The 16239-nt window shown below is 34.0% G+C and carries 13 protein-coding genes; 8 read left to right on the forward strand and 5 right to left on the reverse strand.

Annotation, left to right across the window (positions count from 1 at the left end; all coding sequences use genetic code 11):
• Nucleotides 1-158 precede the first annotated feature (158 nt).
• The 5 genes from K350_RS0101425 to K350_RS0101445 all read left to right on the forward strand — a co-directional run bounded on the left by K350_RS0101425 (nucleotide 159) and on the right by K350_RS0101445 (nucleotide 6554).
• A complete protein-coding gene (locus K350_RS0101425) occupies nucleotides 159-2753 on the forward strand; it encodes a T9SS type A sorting domain-containing protein (RefSeq protein ID WP_028978395.1) in 2595 nt (864 codons plus the stop codon).
• A gap of 231 nt (nucleotides 2754-2984) precedes the next feature.
• Nucleotides 2985-3530, forward strand: coding sequence for a hypothetical protein (locus K350_RS0101430; protein WP_028978396.1), 546 nt, complete (start codon nucleotides 2985-2987; stop codon nucleotides 3528-3530).
• Between the two features lie 167 nt (nucleotides 3531-3697).
• Nucleotides 3698-4360 (forward strand): alpha/beta hydrolase family protein, encoded by a 663-nt coding sequence (locus tag K350_RS0101435; RefSeq protein ID WP_028978397.1) that lies wholly within the window; start codon nucleotides 3698-3700, stop codon nucleotides 4358-4360.
• Between the two features lie 23 nt (nucleotides 4361-4383).
• Nucleotides 4384-5310, forward strand: a complete 927-nt coding sequence (locus K350_RS0101440; RefSeq protein ID WP_028978398.1) for a polysaccharide deacetylase family protein — start codon at nucleotides 4384-4386, stop codon at nucleotides 5308-5310.
• A 20-nt stretch (nucleotides 5311-5330) separates the two neighbouring features.
• On the forward strand, nucleotides 5331-6554 hold the full coding sequence (locus K350_RS0101445) for an exo-beta-N-acetylmuramidase NamZ family protein (protein WP_028978399.1): 1224 nt from the start codon (nucleotides 5331-5333) through the stop codon (nucleotides 6552-6554).
• Between the two features lie 137 nt (nucleotides 6555-6691).
• On the opposite strand, the gene K350_RS30650 is transcribed toward K350_RS0101445, so the two are convergent.
• Nucleotides 6692-8776 carry an ATP-binding protein gene (locus K350_RS30650; RefSeq protein ID WP_028978400.1) on the reverse strand — a complete coding sequence of 695 codons (2085 nt, stop codon included), beginning with the start codon at nucleotides 8774-8776 and terminating at the stop codon, nucleotides 6692-6694.
• A gap of 486 nt (nucleotides 8777-9262) precedes the next feature.
• Between K350_RS30650 and K350_RS0101455 the strand changes: the two genes are divergently transcribed.
• A complete protein-coding gene (locus tag K350_RS0101455; RefSeq protein ID WP_028978401.1) occupies nucleotides 9263-9841 on the forward strand; it encodes a response regulator in 579 nt (192 codons plus the stop codon).
• Between the two features lie 62 nt (nucleotides 9842-9903).
• Here the strand turns inward: K350_RS0101455 and K350_RS0101460 are convergent, their stop codons facing one another.
• Together K350_RS0101460 and K350_RS0101470 are read right to left on the reverse strand one after the other, a co-directional pair.
• Nucleotides 9904-10101 (reverse strand): hypothetical protein, encoded by a 198-nt coding sequence (locus K350_RS0101460; RefSeq protein WP_028978402.1) that lies wholly within the window; start codon nucleotides 10099-10101, stop codon nucleotides 9904-9906.
• Between the two features lie 413 nt (nucleotides 10102-10514).
• Nucleotides 10515-10718: a hypothetical protein gene (locus K350_RS0101470; RefSeq protein WP_028978403.1), complete on the reverse strand. Its 204-nt coding sequence runs from the start codon at nucleotides 10716-10718 to the stop codon at nucleotides 10515-10517.
• 255 nt (nucleotides 10719-10973) lie between these two features.
• Between K350_RS0101470 and K350_RS30655 the strand changes: the two genes are divergently transcribed.
• A complete protein-coding gene (locus K350_RS30655) occupies nucleotides 10974-12053 on the forward strand; it encodes a helix-turn-helix domain-containing protein (RefSeq protein ID WP_051312754.1) in 1080 nt (359 codons plus the stop codon).
• Nucleotides 12054-12111: 58 nt separating this feature from the next.
• Here the strand turns inward: K350_RS30655 and K350_RS33055 are convergent, their stop codons facing one another.
• Nucleotides 12112-12660 (reverse strand): YqaE/Pmp3 family membrane protein, encoded by a 549-nt coding sequence (locus K350_RS33055; RefSeq protein ID WP_245598400.1) that lies wholly within the window; start codon nucleotides 12658-12660, stop codon nucleotides 12112-12114.
• 274 nt (nucleotides 12661-12934) lie between these two features.
• On the opposite strand from K350_RS33055, the gene K350_RS26955 reads away from it, so the two are divergent.
• Nucleotides 12935-15316, forward strand: coding sequence for a penicillin-binding protein 1A (locus tag K350_RS26955; RefSeq protein ID WP_051312755.1), 2382 nt, complete (start codon nucleotides 12935-12937; stop codon nucleotides 15314-15316).
• 66 nt (nucleotides 15317-15382) lie between these two features.
• Here K350_RS26955 and K350_RS0101490 read toward each other — a convergent pair whose 3' ends face one another.
• Nucleotides 15383-16237, reverse strand: a complete 855-nt coding sequence (locus K350_RS0101490; RefSeq protein ID WP_028978404.1) for a universal stress protein — start codon at nucleotides 16235-16237, stop codon at nucleotides 15383-15385.
• Nucleotides 16238-16239 lie beyond the last annotated feature (2 nt).

The raw sequence follows: 16239 nt of genomic DNA on the forward strand, positions 1-16239 counted from the left end.
GCACAAACTACTTTTTAATTACTTATTACTTTTGATCATAATATGTTGCTTGAGTTAATTCAACTTAATACTTTCATATAAACTTTACCACCAATTTTATATTAAACATTTTGTTCTTATTGAGGTTTGCGAGTTAGCTTAAACATAACCCATTCATTATGAGAAACAAAATATATCTACCAGCACTTATTTTTTTACTTTTCACATTAAATAAAATCATTGCTCAACCTATACTTGTAACAACTGTACCACCTGAGAGCTACAGCTATTTCAAGGCATTGAACAAACTTTATTTTTTTGATAAAGATAGTTTATGGACCTCAGATGGAACGTCTGGTGGTACTACATTTCTTAAAGATCTTGGTCAAAGAGGAGTATCCTTTTCGGAATTTTCCTCTTCAACTGTAGCCTATGAATTGAGTAGCTCCTTTGTATTTGTAACAAAAAAAGCCTCTGTGATGAGCCTTTGGAGGAGCAATGGCACTGCAACAGGAACTGTTTCTATTGCCAATTACAATTTCATAAAGCCATTAGGTGTGCTCAATAATGAGTTCTATTATGGTGCACTTACCGGTACGATCTCCAGATTATATAAGATAGGAAATACCGGTTCCCCTGTTCTTCTAAAGACAATAAATCTAGAACCATTTTCAAAACGAGATTCGATTTTTCAAAGAGAATTTGATGATCATGAAGTTTTAGGCAATTCATTGTTTTTCCGAGTTGAACCTTCAGGCACTTCAACGACCGCAGAGCTATGGAAAACCAACGGTACAGCTGCAGGAACTGTAAAAGTAAAAGATATTCCCGGAGTTAGTGAATTTCCAAACTTCACTAACGTTAATGGAACCCTCTTTTTTGCTGAAAATAGCTTTCCTGTTAAGCTTTGGAAAAGCAATGGCACTAATGGAAACACTGTCATTGTAAAAAGCTTTTCAGAAGAGTTTAATTTCATATCTTCTTTTGCCGCATATAAAGGAAAACTTATTTTTAATCAGAACTCATTACTTTTTTCAAACTCATATCTTTATGTGTCAGATGGAACTGAAAACGGTACTAATATTATTAAAGTACTTCCTAGAGGAGGCGAAGGAACAGCTGTATTGCAAGCCGGCATAATAAATGATCAACTTGCTTTTTTTAATACCTCGATAGAAGAGCCAGCGGTTTTATTCAGATCAGATGCTACTCCTTCAGGTACTATCCTTGTCAAAGAGCTTGCTGTTCCTGGTCTTGGAGAGGTTGAAAATTTATCAGATTACCTCTTTTTTTCAAGTCCTCTTGAACTATTCGGAGCATTTCAGCTAGGTCAATCTGATCTTACTACTCCAAACACCCTTCCAGTGAAAGTTCTTTTTCCCGGCACAGATTTTCCAACTTCTCAAAGTCTGGTAAATTTGAATAATGTCCTCTATTTTACAACTATCGAAAATGGTATTAAGAAACTTTGGAAATATAATCCCAATGTGCCTAATCCCTTAACAGCTTATTTTACGGTTGTTAATGCTCTGACTGATCAGGATAGAGCTCTTTTGAGAGAGAACGACACGATTGTCAAATACCAGCAGGAAACCATCAACATCCGTTATAATCCACTATCAAACCCTGGTAGTGTGAAGTTTATTCTCAATGGGTCTACTTTCAGGGTTGAAAATGAAGCACCATTTGCTTTGGCAGGTGATAATAATGGAAACTACAATGCTTGGCTTCCTTCAAACCAGGGATACTATACAATTGTAGCTCAGGAATTTTCCGGAAACAATGGAACAGGTACATTGCTGAGATCTACAACAATAAATTTCTTTGTGCAGGTTATAAACTTTGGACAATCACCTGTTGCAAATGCCGGGATAGATAAAAATATAACCTTGCCAACAACATCTACAACCTTTACAGGAAGCGCATCTTCACCTGGAGGAAGTATAATTGGAACACTTTGGACTTATATTAACGGTCCAGCTCAAAGTTTAGGCATTGATAATCCCGTAATTGCAAATCCAACATCTTTGACAACCAATGTGACTGGATTTGTTGCACCTGGACAATATCTTTTCAGGCTCTCTGCAACCAATAATTTTGGCATCACTGCATACGATGATATCTATGTCAACGTAAATGGTCAATCAGTATATGGTTTCAGAATTGTAAGAGGAGGAACAGAAGGTGATGGATTTTTAATCTCGGATGGAGATATAGTTAATCTGGCTTTATACGAAGCTACCAATCTTAACTTTCAAGCTCTTACAAGTCCTGAATCAATAGGTAGTGTCAGATTCAATTATGATGGCACTAACCGAACTGAAAATCAACCTCCTTATGCATTTTATGGTGATATCAATGGAGTATATAATGGAGGCCCAATTACAAACGGCAATCATACTTTGTCTGCAATTCCTTATACTGGGAATAATGCAACGGGCACAGCCGGTCTATCCAAAACAATTTCATTTACTGTAATTAATGGAGCTTCTTCATTAAGAGCTGGAACAACTACATCTGCGCACACTGCAACTTGTTATCCTAATCCATCATCAGGAAATATGAATATAACTGTCTCCGTTGTTGAAGATAATTATAGCACCATAGAGATTTATGACGGTCGTGGAAATTTTGTTGAAAAGCTCTTTGAAGGAAGCGTTAACAATGATTCTGAACTTAACTTTATATGGAATTCACATAATAAAACGGGACTTTATCTATTAAAGATAAAGATGGGAGATAAAGAATCTATTGAAAAACTGATTGTATATTAAATTTATTTTTGATATTGAGATTTATAAGAGAGATACTTTATTTGATATCTCTCTTATCTCTCTTATTACTTTTTAACTACCCCTTTATTCATCAGATTCATTAGTTTCCTAAACACATACTTCCCTCAATTGAAAATTCACATTGGTTAAACATCCAAAATATGCATAATGATCTTATCTATTTTTATCCCATCAGATAAATCAACTCTTCTAATTAAACTTTTAACTCATATGCTATCATACGCGATTGATAACCTTTGCAGCACTGTTAACTTCAGCCATGCTGAAGAAAAAAAAGAATTTGAAAAGAATTTTTACAAAGCTTTTAATAAATTAAAAGAACAGAAATTCATCAGGAGCATTTGGAACTGGGATGATGATCAACAGACAATCAGTTTTAAGATACCTAATGAACGAATAACCATCTATACATATAAAAATGAAAGAGAACAAAATGTCATGTATTCGGGAGGGCTTTTCGATCGTGAATATTGTCAATTTGATAAATTCGGATTTCAGCCACCTGTGACTAATGATAAATACATGGAAGTATTAACTTTATTTTCAACTAGTCATTTCGATAGGAACTTATATAATGTTGAAAAAATATTTATAAAGGAATACTGCTGTGAACAAGCTCGAGAACAAGGCTGCAAATTTATTCTTGCCACCTGTACTCCTCTCCTACTAAGACTTTATTTGAAATGGGGATTTAAAGTAATTGAAACAAGAGAACTTAACGGTGCAATCAGACATTTGATACAACTTGATTTATAAGTAACTTTTTTGCTTTACCCCAGGACTAACAAAATCAAAGACATTGTGCAAACATAATACTTTGCTTGATGTCTTTGGTTTTATTCTAAAAATTGGTACTTAATACATTGCAAACAAATGAATATACACTATATTCAGCCTTTATTACCTATTTATAGAATACTAAAATGAACATTATTAAAATATTACTTTTTATTCTTTTCACTTCTACCACTATATGCGGACAAACAATCAACTCCTCTGTTCCAAAGAAAATTGATAAGACCGGAAGATATATCTTTTATCTTCATGGAAGAATCATTGAAGAACAAGGTATCAATGCAGCTCACCCTACATTTGGAGAATATAGATATTTAGATATTCTCGATTCACTAAAAACACACAACTTCAATGTAATTAGTGAAGCAAGGCAAAAAAATACCGATGATATTTTATACGCAGAAAAAGTCTTTAAACAAATAGATACTCTTATAAATGCAGGAGTTGATCCAGATAAGATCTTTGTTTTCGGAGCATCTAAAGGTGCATATATAACACTCTGGATTTCTTCGAAAGCTTTAAATAAAAACCTCAATTTTATTGTTATGGGAGCCTGCTCTGACGAAACTATTAATAAACTAAGTGGTCATAAAATCTGTGGAAATTTTTTATCCATATTCGAAGCTTCTGATAATTTTGCTGCGTCTTGTGTTTCTTTATTGAAGGAGCAGAAATGCATATCAGATTTTCAAGAGATAAGATTAACTCTGAATAACAAACATGGATTTTTATATAAACCATATAGTGAATGGATGACACCATTGATTAATTGGACCAACAAAATTGATTAATTATAAATCAATACTTTATACTTATGAGAGTAATGTTATTTTTTTGTCTGACTTTATTCACCGCCAATTTGTGTGCGCAAAACAAATACATTTGTATCACTGTAGATGATTTACCAACCGTAACTTATGGTCAAAATAATGACAAAATAATAACTGATAAATTAATCCAATCCTTTATAAAGTTTAAAATACCAGCAATAGGTTATGTTAATGAAGCTAAACTTTACACAGATGGTAAAATAGATTCATCAAAAATTGATTTATTAAGAATGTGGTTAGAAAGTGGTAACGATTTAGGAAACCACACTTACTCTCATCTTGACTTCAATACAGTTGAAGATTCCGTATATTTCAATGATATTTTAAATGGAGGAATAATAACAGGTAGGTTAATGAATGAGTATGGAAAAGAATTAAGGTACTTCAGACATCCGTTTTTGCATACAGGCATGAATGAATCAAGAAATACTTCATTAGAAAATTTCCTCAAACAACACCATTATACCTCTGCTCCTGTAACAATTGACAATGATGATTATCTATTCGCAAGGTTTTACAATCAAGCATTTCTTCAAAAGGATGATAGTTTAATGATCAAAATAGGAAATTGCTATGTTGACTATATGGAGAAAAAACTTATTTACTTTGAACAAAAGTCAAACGAAGTTTTTGGCAAGGCTATTGCTCAGACCTTGTTAATCCATGCTAGTCTTTTAAATGCAGATTTCATGGATGAGTTAGCAATCATGTATCAAAAACACAATTATAAATTCATCTCACAAAAAAAAGTATTACGTGACAAAGCTTACAAAAGCCCTGATAATTATTTTACAAAAAGGGGAATTTCCTGGATCTATAGATGGGGATTCACTAAAGGAATGAATGAAAGTATGACAACCGGAGATATTACCACTCCGGAATATATCATCAATATGTCAAATGAGTATTAATGTAACTTGATTTGTTTTTTATGGTACGAATTATATTTCCTTCTTGTGTGCTGTTTATATTAATTTTCATTCTGAGCGCAATAAATCTTAAAAGAGATACTACAATGGCTTCAGGTGAAAATTTCATAATAGCGGGAGCTGACCAGGTTGAGCTTTACCTTCCTTCCCTGAAAGGGAAAAGGGTTGGAATGATGGTTAATCAAACATCCATTATTGGCAATAAATCAATTGTTGATAGCTTACTTTCCTTAAACATCGCAATTAAAACCATATTCGGCCCGGAACATGGTTTCCGATCTAATGCCAGCAATGGTGCTGCAATAAAGGATGAAATAGACGAAAAAACTGGCATACCCATTATTTCCTTATATGGCAAAAAAAGAAAACCATCAAAACAGGACATGGATTCCATTGATGTCATGATTTTTGATATACAGGATGTTGGTTGTCGCTTTTATACAAATATTAATAAGCTTTTTGATGTGATGGAGGCATGTGCAGAAAATCAAAAAGAGTTAATAATATTGGATCGCCCAAATCCTAATGGCTATGTAGATGGTCCTGTATTAGATATGAAGCTTAAATCAGGCATAGGAAAATTCCCAATACCAATTACACATGGACTAACCCTTGGAGAATTTGCGCAAATGGTGAATGGTGAAAAATGGCTTCCCAATAATCTGCATTGTAACCTCAGAATCATTAAAGTCAAAAATTATAATCACGATTTGTATTATAAATTACCTGTAAAACCCTCTCCCAATCTTAACACGCAACAGTCTGTTATGCTTTATCCGTCACTATGTTTGTTTGAAGGCACAGTCATCAGCCAAGGCAGAGGTACTCAAATGCCCTTTACCGTATTAGGAAGTCCGGATCTCAAAGGCATGTATACATATTCATTTACGCCAAAAAGTATTGCAGGAATGAGTGAAACGCCTCTATACAAAGACCAAATATGTTATGGTTTGGATTTGCAAAGCTTTGACACAAAGAAATTACACCAAACAGGAAAGATTAATTTAAAGTGGCTTATTGAGTTTTATAATAAATATCCATCTAAGGAGTATTTTTTTGATACTTCTAAAAGCAATCAAATTGGTGATTTTGACAAGTTAGCAGGAACGACAGATCTCAAAAAGCAAATTATAAATGGTGTGTCTGAGAAAGAAATACGAGACAGCTGGGAACCTCAATTATCAAAATATAAAGAGATGAGAAAGAAATATTTACTCTATCCCTGAGCAGAGAGGCCATGCATGGCGCCTCTCTATCGAGGAATGCCCTTTTAATTTATCAAGACACAATAATCGGAAACAATATTTGTCTGCAATATTTGATCCTCATAAATCCTATCACCATTCACCATTGCATTCCAACTTCAACTCATTTCTGCCGTAGCCTTTAACTCCTTCTTTCTAAGGTTAGGCAAATAAACAAAAAAAGTAGTTCCTTTACCTGCTTCACTTTTTAGATCGATAGTACCGTTAAGTTTTTCAATGGCATTTTTGACAAGGTAAAGCCCAAGGCCACTCCCCTTTGAATAATCTGTGGCTCTGAAAAACATGTCAAATACCTTTGCCTGAAATTCCCTTTCTATACCAATTCCATTATCTTCAAAAGTAATTAATACACCTTTTTTATGATCCGCGATTGTAACCCTTATAAATGAATCTTTTTGCTTTCTGGAATATTTTAAAGCATTTTCAAGAAGATTTAGAAATATAGTATTAAGGTATCTGCTATCACTGAATAATTCATTAACCGCATAGTTATCAATGGAAATATCTATCTTCTGCAAATAATCAGTTTTCCGAAGCACCGCCAATGTATTTCTAATCAGAATGTCAGGATCAATAAGTGTAAGGTCTATCTGTCCTTCTTTTATTTTAGTAAGCTCTATAAGATTATATATAATTTCATTGAGTCTGATTAAAGTTAAATCTATCTGTGAAAAATATTCAACCGCAACAGGATCCTTTATCTCCATTCTGGCAGTAGAACATAAGCCTTTAAGGGAAGCTACAGGGCCTTTGAGATCATGCGAAACTTTATAACAGAAAGTGTCCAATTCCTGATTTTTATATAATAATTCTGACTCTGCCTGCTTTCTTTCTGAGATATCCTGAACTACCCAAATCTGATATTCTGGTATTCCATATTTATCAAACTTCAATGAACAGGTTAAGTACACCCATATCATCTTACCAGAACGATGTTTTATCTGCTGCTCAAGGGTTATGTTTTCCATGCTATTCAGTAATAGTTTGCCATACTGTTCTCCATTCATTTCTAAGGTATCTCTTATGAATTTTCTGGAGGTATTCAGATTGAGTAGTTCATCAGCACTAAAGCCCAATATTTCACACAGTTTTTTATTTACCCTCAATACCGTACCGGTAAAATCTATATGCGCGATGCCGACAGCTGCTTGCTCAAATGTAGATCTAAAATCGAGTTCACTTTTAAGAAGAGCGACATTTTGTTTTTCTATTTTATTGGAATATTCTTTAATCTCCTTCATACCATCCTGTATGGTTGTTACCATTGAAATAAATCTTCTGCTTAAGATACCTACTTCATCTTTATCTGAAAATTTAATACCACTAAAACCATCAGTAAAGTTACTTTTAACAACTCGTTCAAGCTCTGTCGTTAATGTCCTGATTGGCTTGGTGAGCACAGACGAAAAGAAAAAACTTAAGCCCAATGAAATTAAAATGCAAATAGATAAAACTCCAAACAACATTTTCTTCAGGTCATCTTTCAGGCTATCATTGAGCACAACAGTTTCCTCCTCTATGCCAGCCATCAGCTGCCTTATTTTCTGATTATGAACTATGAGCCTGCCCAATAAACCAGCTTCATTGCTATATCCTATTGAACGTTCTACTGACACTACATCTTTAAAAGTTTTGAGATAATCATCCAGTGCCAGATTAACCTTTTCGGCAATGTCCCTTGGAATCTTTTTAGTCTGCAATACATCCCTTTTTGCTTCTCCAATCAGATATTCATTATTAAATACATATAAAGAATCTTTAGAGATAAAATAATCTTTTTCATTTTGCATAAGGCTCTCAAGAATCTCTGCACCAATGAATGATCTGAACTTATGTAAGGACTCTTTTCTTTTCTTCAATTCTCCTTCCAGACCGTAAATATGTGTTCCCCTCTTTTCAATGGTTCCAACAAGGTATCCGAATGTTCTCTGGTAATCTTCGATTTCACGCAATACTTCTTTCAATTGAAGTTTCATTGGTTCATTCTTATTCAGAAGAGATTCGTTTAAAAGGCTTTCTATTGTTAGGTCTATTTCTTCAATCAGTTGCTGATGCTTTTTTATATATGTACTTGTATGAGTAAAATGATAAGTAGGCTTTTTTGAATCATAATGAACAAAATCCTGTTCAACAGCATTCAAGGAAAACACCATGTATGAAACATTATGAATTGTGTGAATCATTCTATAACTCAGTTCACGCTGATTCAGGAAATAAATAAAACAACAACCCATCGATATTATTATCCCGACAAAAATGCTATAAACCAGAAAAAGCCTGAGCTTAATTTTACTAAACATGTTACTCTTAATATTTCGAGGCAAGTACGAACAAAGAAGAATGGTCAACCAAAAAGTTATATTAAGTTTTCATTAGGATTCCGTTAAGAAAATTCAACTTCCTAAAAGGCTGAGTTGTACGGTTTCATATTATTAAATACTATACATTATAAAAAATAGTAAACATTCAATAATAAATTTAGTTATTTGAAGAATAATTTATTTATTAGCCTAAAGTTCAATATTTTATCATTCCTTCCGAGAAATTAATTCCATTAGCCGGTCGCAGAGTAATTCGGGAGATCTAATTTCAGGGAAATCCCGCAATTTCCTGAATTTTGTAACAATGTTTGTTATCGAATCGTACAAAAACTATAAAATCGGTGGCTTATGAAAATTAATAGATTACTTCTTGTTGATTGTGATACAAAAACTAACTGCCTTAATGAAAAAACTATTGTTGATTCTGGACTAGTAGATCAACTAAAAGTGACATTAAACGGGGGGCATGCGTTACTTTACCTTAATCAGATAAGCCACAAAACTATCAACTCTAAAACCGTTGTGGTTTTAAACATGAATACTCCAATTGCAGATGGATTTGATTTTCTTGAAGGGTATAAATTTTCCCATGACATTCATAAAGAAAATGTTCTGATTGTGGTTATGCAAGACAATATAGATAAGGACATCCAGGATAAAGTGAGAAGATACGGAGTAAATTTTTTTATTAGCTCTTGCATTTGTCTTGAAACCTTAAATAATCATATTAATAGTTACTTTGATAAAAATACTGATACTAAAAAAGTAGTTTACGCTGCTTCGGAGACAGTCAAAGCCGAAAATCTTCCCAAACAAAACTTTGTAGAAGCTCCACAAACTAAAAATCAGTCAAAATCCAAAAAGCAAAACAGAAAAGTTCTTGTAAATATGGAAGCGGGTAAAAGACCTGGCGCAGGAGCTATTTAAATAAAATATTAATGATAAAAAAAAGGCTTTTGAAATAATCTTCAAAAGCCTTTTTTTTATCATTAATCATCGTCCTTATCTTTTTTATTTTTAAGATCTGGTAAATCATTATTCTGAACACTTTCATCTCTTAAAGATGTATTCCAGAAATAATATACTTCATCTTCTTTTACAAATCTTCTTCCCTTATCCTCCAATTCAAAAGATTTTCCAAGGTTTCGAAATTGAAAAGGTCGGTTGTTAATAAACTTTGCAGCCATTTTACTTACCTCCTTTCTTACTTAAAAAAGTCTTAGTATACAGTTAAAGTTCAGTAATCCATTTACTTTCCCCTTAAAAGTATTTGATTGAAAAACAATTTGATAACCAAAAAACAGGATTGTTTAATCTATAAACAACCTCAAAAAATTAAATTATTACAAGAACAACCTACTATAAAAACTTTCTTGTAAGCTTGTCCCTTCAATATTCATTTATACCAGATAACCTTCCGAAACTAATACCGAAAGGTTAAACATAATATCATTTTGTCCGGAAGATATTTTGAATTGCCAATAATGGAACATTCTGGTTTCAAGAATATTTACTTTTTTTATAAAATAAAAAAATCCGTTTTCCACTTAGTTTATCCAAGTGAAAAACGGACTTAATGTATTCTTAAATACTTTACTTCTTAGTGATTTAATCCTGCAAACAAATACTGACCAATTAGGATCATTACCGATCCAGCAAAAATTAAAACCGCAACTTTTATCATTTTTTCCTGGCTCAAACCGCCTTTTTCATCTGCTACAACCGCAGGCATTGCAAGGAACATTCCACCGAAAACTCCCATGATAAATCCTACGACCATTAATATAACTCCAAGTGTTTGCATAGTAATGTATATTATAAATTTTTCAGAAAATATGGCGCTAATTTAGTTTTATTTTTGCCTTATTCTATAATAAAACGAGAAAAATTTACTTCAGGGTTTCATTTTTTTCAACACCTTAATTAATGGTGGAGCTGTATACATTTGTGAATTACAATTGTAAACTCTGAGATTTTTCAGGAATGTGCAAAACTAGTTTACAAAATACAATCATGTAATGTTGTGGTTATGTACATTTGTGAAGTTATATTCACAAAAATGAATTCAATAACAGAAAGAATACTGGCAATACTGGAAAACAAAGAATTGACACCTTCGTCCTTCGCAGATACTATAGGTATCCAAAGGTCAAGTATGTCACATATTCTATCTGGTAGAAATAAACCCAGTCTGGATGTAATTCATAAAATTCTTATTACATTTCCTGACATACTATCAGATTGGCTCCTAACTGGAAAAGGTCCTATGAAACAGCTCAACTTATTTGGAGAACCACAGAAAACAGACCCGGAAGAAGAGAAGAAACAAATACGCAAAGAATTAGAAAAGAAAGAAGAAATTCTGGCAAAGGCAGAAGTATCTGCAGAAATCGTTTCCGGCTTGCTATTTTCTGAAAACACCTCTCCTGCTCAAACCGAATCTTTTTATACTCCTGAATCAGAACCTTCTGTGGATGCCTTTTTCAATAGTATATTCGAAAATGCCAATTTTTTTAAAGAACAGCATGACGAAATTCTAGAGGAAAAATCCGATGCTGACATTGAAGATATATTTACCAGAACCGAAGCGAAGGAAAAGGAATATCCTGAATCACTATTAATTTCTGATTCAGAAATTTCCCCCGAAGCAAAACTAACAGAAGAACTTTCCATATCTCCTGAAAGTGAAGCCATCTCAGAGGTAGAAGCAATTGAGAACCCGGGAGAGATAATAGAAGAAATTGAGAATATAAAAGATTTAGAGGGCATAGAGGTAGTAAATGAATTAACTGCAATTCAGGAAATTGAATTGCCAATATTCCCTCCTCAAGAACCTGAAAAAGAAGTAGAAGCCCTATCGGTAGAAGCAAAAAATCCGGAAAGCGAAGAAATTCAGCCGGAACTAGAGAATATAGAACAAACAATTAATCAACCTATTACAGAAGCCAAAGAGATTGTTATGATCACAGAGACGATGAGAGAAGTGGAAAACTCAGCAAATTCAAATCTGACTGTTAATGCTCAGGATGCAGCATTTCAACCTGTCGCAGAGAAAAAACCGGTTCAAAAACCTAAAAAAGTGCAAAAAATCGTCATATTTTACGATGACGGAACATTTTCTGCTCACTCTCCAGAGTAATAAAAAAGTCCCCCCGAATGTATCGAGGGGACTTTTTATTTATACAGCCCTTATTAGATTAATCATTTTTATAAATCCTGTAAATAGCATATATCAATCCTGGAATGTAGAACAGGATTGTAAGCAAAATACTAAGCCAGAACGGTCCATGGATCCCGTCAACCAAAGCAACTGCAAGAGGAGGAATTAAAATAGCGATGATCACAAGCAATAGCTTGCTTACATTACTATCATTTGATTTACTTTCTTTAATAGCCTTTTTCACTATCTTCTTAATTTCCTTTTTAGAAGGAGTCGCAGCTTCTTTCCCTAAAGCTTGTGGCTCATCAGAAAGAATTGCTTTAATTTCATCTGAATTATTCTTTGAATCACCTATCTCAGATTTAAAAATTACCTGCTCACCAACTGCAGCAACAATCTCTTTATTGGCAGTAGCAATATGATTTTGAATTTCAGGTTTAATAGTTTCTTTATTCGGTCTATTCATACTAGTATATCCAGTAGGATAATGGTTAGTAAAAAACGCAGATTCTTTTTTGCTGCATGATAATAGAAATATCAGTGAAGAAAGAATTATTCCATTCAGACAAAATAATGTTTTTTTCATTGTATCAGTTTCGTTGGTTATATCACTGATTTTAACCATCTGCTATTTCATTTGTTTTATATTTGAAAATTTAAGACAGGAAATGAAAAGTTTATAATTTTACCAGACTCAGGAAATAAAAAAAATAAAAAAGCTGAAAAGAAGTTTATTCTTTGAGTCTCATAAATTTATGATAAAAATTCCTCTCTAGGGATAATATGCAATCATGTCAATTGTTAAAATTGAACCGGAACTTTATTTTATTTGTATTCACAGATTATAAAAGGTTGACATAATGAGTAATCAGGAACAGGGATTTTCCTTAAAAGATTTTAACTGGAAAAAATGGATTAAACCGGGAATGATATTTCTGGCGGTTCTATTCGCTTCAATCTTTATTTACATTACGTACCAAGTATACAAAAACCTCCCCGACGGAAATGACCTGAAAAATATCAGGAATGCTACAGCTTCTGAAATCTATTCTTCAGATGGAATTCTTATAGGAAAGTATTTTATTCAGGATCGTACGGATATAAATTTTGAAAAACTTCCTAAGCATTTAATCAATGCCTTGCTGGCTACAGAAGATATCCGCTTTTACAAACACAATGGATTTGACCGCAGAGGGATGCTTAGGGTGCTTTTTAAATCCGTCATAATGCAGGATGAAAGCTCTGGCGGAGGAAGTACTGTGGAGCAACAGTTGGCCAAAAACCTATTTCCCAGAAAGAGATATAGGTTCTTTTCTATGCTTATTAATAAAACCAGAGAAGCAATTGTAGCTACAAGACTCAATGAAACTTTTAATAAAAATGAGATTCTGACTCTGTACTTCAATACGGTACCCTACGGTGAAAATGCTTATGGAATAGCAGCCGGGGCCAGAAGATATTTTAATAGTGCTGTAGATTCTCTGAATGTTCAACAGGCAGCGACACTGGTTGGAATGCTTAAAGCTACGACCTCTTATAATCCGGCAAAAAATCCGGAAAAAGCAAAGGAACGCAGAAATGTTGTCTTGCAGCAAATGGCAAAATACCAGTTTCTTACACAAGAAGAAGCGGAGAAATATCAGAAGAAAGATTTAAAAATCAGATATAATTACCTTTCTCACAATACTGGATTAGCCACGTATTTCAGAGAATATCTTAGACAAGAATTAGATGAATGGTGCAATACCCATTATAAACCGGACGGAACACCTTACAATCTGTACACAGATGGTTTGAAAATTTACACCACCATTGATTCAAAGATGCAACGGCACGCCGAAAAAGCGATGACAGAGCATATGTCCAAATTGCAGGTTAGTTTCTACTCTCACTGGAAAAACACCACTCCGTGGAAAAAAACTCCCCAGGTATTAACTGATGCATGCAAAAGGTCTGACAGATATCAGTATTTAAAAAGCCTTGACCTGGATGATACAGATTTAAAAAAGGAACTGAATAAAAAATCAGAAATGAAAGTGTTTACCTGGGCTGGAGAAAAAGATAAAAACTTTTCAACTCTGGATTCCATCAAGCACTACTTATATTTCCTTCAAGCAGGTTTTTTTGCAATGGATCCATTTACCGGTCAAGTCAAAGTCTGGGTTGGTGGCATCAATCATAAATACTTTAAATATGATCACGTGACCTCCAAAAGACAGGTTGGTTCAACATTCAAACCTATTGTGTATGCTGCTGCTCTGGAATCTGGAATTAGTCCTTGCGAATACTTCCCTAATCAAAGACAAGTGATTGAAGAATATGACAACTGGTCACCTAAAAATGCCGATGGAAATTATGGGGGATATTATTCTATGACAGGCGCGCTGACCAATTCTGTAAACACTGTTTCTGCAAGCCTGATCATGAAAGCAGGAGTTAATAAAGTTGTAAACTTTGCGGAAAAACTTGGCATCAGTTCCCCTCTGGACCCTGTACCATCCCTGGCTCTCGGCACTGCAGATGTTTCTTTAATGGAAATGGTTTCTGCATATGGTGCATTTGCCAATGGCGGGAAAAGTGTTACTCCAAATTACCTGTTAAAAATAAAAGACAAGGCAGGTAAAACAATATACAAAAGTAATCCTCCTTATTTTCGTCAGACAGTAAGTGCTCCAACTGCTGAAATGATTACCTATATGCTTAGAAAGGTAGTACAGGAAGGTACTGCAGCTGGTATGGCTAATTATGTAGGACCGGATGCACAGATTGCAGGAAAAACAGGTACAACACAATCTCATGCAGACGGATGGTTTATTGGCTACACTCCTTCTCTTGTTGCAGGATGCTGGGTTGGTGCGGAAGATAGAAGAGTTCATTTCAGGTCCATAGATCTTGGTCAGGGTGCACATATGGCAATGCCAATATTCGGGAAGTTTATGGGGAAACTAGGCAAAGACAAAAAGCTAAAAAAATATGTATACCAGCAATGGCCTGACCTCAGCGAAGAAATGTATGAAAATATGGACTGCGTTCCTTTTTCAGAAAATGCTCCTGATGGCTATCCTGTAGATAACAGCAATACCAATGAAGCGTCTGAAGAAGAATTAACAAGCCCTTCAGAAAATCAAAGATCTCACCGTCGTCAGGAATCAAAAGAACCTCTGAACTGGTTTAAGAATATATTTAAGAAGAAAAAACGAGAAAGAACTTCATCTGAAAATGAAGATGATGAATGGTATTAAAAAAAATCCCTGCAAAATGAGCAGGGATTTTTTTTGACTAAAGACATTAAGCAGAAAAACCTTTCCCTACCACCCTTTTGTATTACCTGTCAGATGAAATATAAGCATAGGATGGTTTGATATATTCAATACTTTTTCGGTAGTACTACCAGCTAAAATAGCCTCAAAAAAACTTCTGTGATGGGTAGCCATTACAAGCAAATCGGTATCGATCTCATCTGTAAACTTCTTTATAATTGCTGACACGTTGGTGCCCATTTTGGTAATCAGTTTTATATTTTTATAATGAACGTGATCCATAATCTCCTCAAGCATCACCGCAGCTATCTCCGGATATTCCTGTTCCAATTTATCTATCACATTCAGGATAATTATTTCCGCATCAAATACTTTTGCATACTCACTTAATACATTAATATTTTCATGATCTCTTACAGAAATGGCACATGCGTAAACTATAGTTTTTACAGGACTGAAATGAATATCCTCTGATATTGCTAAAATTTTACGACTACCTTTTTCAATCATTCCGGCTACAGTATCACCATTAAAAATTCTTGTAAAGATCCCTCCCTTCTTATTTCCCATAACAATAAGATCAACACCATATTTGTCGGAAATCTTATTAATTTCTTCCTGTGGATCCCCTTCTGCAATAATTTGATCCACCTCAAAATTATTGCAAACCTCCAATATGCGGGTGGTCGTCTTCATTAACTTTGCTCCCAGCTCCTTTTTATCGGAAACCTGTTTTTCAAACAACCTGTCATAAGGAACTTCTGTGGGTATTAATGGTACCTCCACAACATGCAATACCAAGAGCTTTACCTCGAATGGTCTGGCAAAATTGATAAAATAATTCAATGCATTTTCTGCACTTGAAGAAAAATCTGTTGCAAACAAAGCGGTGATTCTTTTCATGA

The sequence above is a fragment of the Sporocytophaga myxococcoides DSM 11118 genome (assembly GCF_000426725.1).
Lineage (GTDB): Bacteria > Bacteroidota > Bacteroidia > Cytophagales > Cytophagaceae > Sporocytophaga > Sporocytophaga myxococcoides.